This window comes from Chryseobacterium gregarium DSM 19109, assembly GCF_000430845.1.
Classification (GTDB): domain Bacteria; phylum Bacteroidota; class Bacteroidia; order Flavobacteriales; family Weeksellaceae; genus Chryseobacterium; species Chryseobacterium gregarium.
Genome location: NZ_AUMU01000042.1, coordinates 1 through 1,626, shown reverse-complemented (window position 1 = coordinate 1,626; position 1,626 = coordinate 1). Strand labels below are relative to the sequence as shown.

Below are 1,626 nucleotides of genomic sequence, written 5' to 3'. Positions count from 1 at the left end.
TGCTCTTTTTCATTAGACTTTTCTTTATTTAAATTTAATTATTTCTCGAAAAATCTCTACTTTTAATTGTTCCAGTTTTTTGGGAGAAGGTCAGAAGGACTATGATGGAGGAACCAGCAGTGAGGAATTGTGCCGTTTAAACGGCATCAGTCGCCAGACTTTCTATAAATGGCGGAGCAAATACGGTGGGATGGAATCCGGTGAGCTAAAACGACTCAAGCAATTGGAAGAAGAGAATGCGAAGCTGAAAAGGATGTACGCCAACCTTGCCCTGGACTTAGAGGCAGCAAGGCATATTATTGAAAAAAAGCTTTAAAGCCCTGCCACAAAAGAATTTTAATCGAAGAACTGCAGGCAGAGTCAGAAATGGGTATCAGCAGGGCGTGCCGGATACTTAGGATCAGCCGGAGTTCTATGGCTTACAAAAGCATCAGGGACGATACGGTGCTTTACAGCCGGCTGCTGTCATTGACGGAAACTTATCCCCGTGATGGATTTTGGAAATGTTACCACCGACTTCGCAACCAGGGTGAAAAAGTAAATCATAAAAGGCTTCACAGGATTTATAAACAGGCAGGTTTATCTTTAAGGAGAAAATCCAGAAAGCGGAAGATTACCAGAGTAAAAGAACCGCTGACGATCCCGGAAAGCTTTACCCACAGCTGGAGTATGGACTTCATGAATGATGCATTGGAAAACGGAAGAAAGATCAGAACTTTTAATATTATAGATGATTATAACCGGGAGGTATTGCACATAGAAGACGATTATTCCATCAAAAGCAGCCGTGTGGTCTGGATTCTGAAACATTTGGTAAACCGTTACGGAAAACCAAAAAGTATAAGGATGGATAACGGGCCGGAGTTTATCTCTCACCTGATTCAGACCTGGAGTTTGGTAAACGATATTAAGTTTGCTTACATCCAGCCGGGAAAACCTACGCAGAATTCTTTGATTGAAAGGTTTAATAAGTCATTCAGAGAAGGGGTTTTGGATGCCTATTTATTCTCAAGTTTGAATGAATTAAGAGAGGTAGCAGAAGAATGGGTTGAAGATTACAACCATTATCGTCCGCACGATGCATTGGGTGGTTTATCACCTGTGATGTGGAAAAATGGACAGCAAGCCAAGGCAAACCCAACGCTGTTTCCTGACCACTTTCCCACATTAAACAACAACAAAATATTAACAGAAATTACTACTTTTGAATAGTACTGAAAATGGGAAGCCTACATGATCTGCTGAGGATTTTCCGAGGTTTAGCAGCGATTAAGGGATCGAAAAGACCTCTTTAATGAGGGTTGAATAATGTAATTGCTTATTAAAACCTATAAATACAGCTTAGCCTTGTATATCTATTATATAGGAGGAATTAGAAAACAAGGTTTATCCTGATGATTCTTAGATAATGATTGTTGTGATGGTTATAAATGATATATAAAATAGTGATTTGCTAATCAGTAATTGTGAACCGGCATTTGTTAATCTTTTTAGATAGCTTTCGATTCAGACTTATTATATATGATAAAATTGGAAAGGGATTTGTCAGGATCATTACTAAGTGATAGTGTTTAAGCTGATAATTGTTGATGATGATTGTTGAATAGTGGATCTTAATTAAGGATG

At 38.7% G+C, this 1,626-nt stretch carries 1 protein-coding gene; it reads left to right on the top strand.

What is annotated here, in order from left to right; all coding sequences use genetic code 11:
• The first annotated feature begins 52 nt into the window (after positions 1-52).
• A protein-coding gene (locus tag H561_RS22990) for an IS3 family transposase (protein WP_394330858.1) occupies positions 53-1,212 on the top strand; the annotation gives its coding sequence in 2 pieces (ribosomal slippage) (positions 53-311 and positions 311-1,212; 1,161 coding nt in all).
• The last annotated feature ends 414 nt before the right edge of the window (positions 1,213-1,626 follow it).